This is a genomic window from Streptomyces sp. NPDC001920 (assembly GCF_053594495.1).
In genome coordinates this window covers 1-1055 of sequence record NZ_JBSFEP010000058.1, presented here as the reverse complement: position 1 = coordinate 1055, position 1055 = coordinate 1, and the positions used below count along the sequence as shown (strand labels likewise).

2 protein-coding genes are annotated in these 1055 nt (G+C 71.2%); both read right to left on the bottom strand.

Going from position 1 to position 1055, the window contains the following annotated elements; translation table 11 throughout:
• Positions 1–566 (bottom strand): ABC transporter ATP-binding protein (locus tag ACWCPI_RS38930; protein WP_451042675.1); only part of this gene is annotated, 566 nt, incomplete at its 3' end.
• A 39-nt stretch (positions 567–605) separates the two neighbouring features.
• The coding region (locus ACWCPI_RS38925) for an ABC transporter substrate-binding protein (protein WP_451042674.1) at positions 606–1055 on the bottom strand (450 nt) is incomplete at its 5' end.

Sequence of the window (1055 nt, the reverse complement as noted above, 5' to 3'; positions counted from 1 at the left end):
TCGTCGTGCAGGACGTCGCGGGTGATCGCGTCCAGGGCGGCGAACGGTTCGTCCATCAGCAGCAGGCGGCTGTCCTGGGCGAGCGCGCGGGCCAGGGCGACCCGCTGGCGCATGCCGCCGGACAGTTCGTGCACCCGCTTGCCGTACGCGCCCTGCAGGCGGACGAGGTCCAGCAGCCGCTCCGCCTCGCGGCGCCGCTCGGCCTTGGCGACGCCCCTGAGCCTGAGGGCGAGTTCGACGTTCCGGCCCGCGGTCAGCCACGGGAACAGGGCGTGCTCCTGGAACATCAGGGCGGGCCGGCCGTCCGTGCCGATCGAGCCGGCGGACGGCCGGTCGAGCCCGGCGACCAGGTTGAGCAGGGTGGACTTGCCGCAGCCGGAGGCCCCCAGGAGGGTGACGAACTCGCCGGGCCCGACATCGAGCGTGATGTCGTCCAGCACGAGCTGCTGCCCGCCGGGGGCGCCCGGCGCCGGGAAGGACTTCGAGACGTGCTCGATCCGGGCGGCGTAGGTCGGCGCCGATGCGTCCTCGGTGATCCTGGCGGCCGGGGCCGTCGTCGTGGCCATGCTCGTCATCTCCTGGGGGCGTTTTCGGGTGCGGTGCTCTTACTCGACGCCGAGACCGGCGTCGTCGACCTCGTCCCTGCCCTCGGCCTTGAGGACCTTGTTGAGCAGCCTGAGGTCGTAGATGCCCTTCAGATCGGGCTTCTCCAGCAGCCCCGCCTCGACCGCGTGCTCCGCCTCGGTGCCGAGGGTGGCGGCCAGCGGGTCGTCGAGGAACGTGATCGACTTCCAGGCCGGGTCGATGACGTCGGCGGGCAGCGCCTTGCCGGACTCCTCCTTCAGCGCCGCGTTGGCTGACGCCTTGGCCTTGTCCGGGTTGGCGGCGATCCACGCGTTGGTCTTCACCGAGCCGCGCAGCACGGCCTCCACGACGTCCGGGTGCTCCTTCAGGAACGCCTGCCGGACGATGATGTTCGTGATCACGAACTTCTTGTCCGGCCACAGGTCGGCCTCGTCGAGGAGCACCTTGGCTCCCTCGGCGACCAGCTTGGA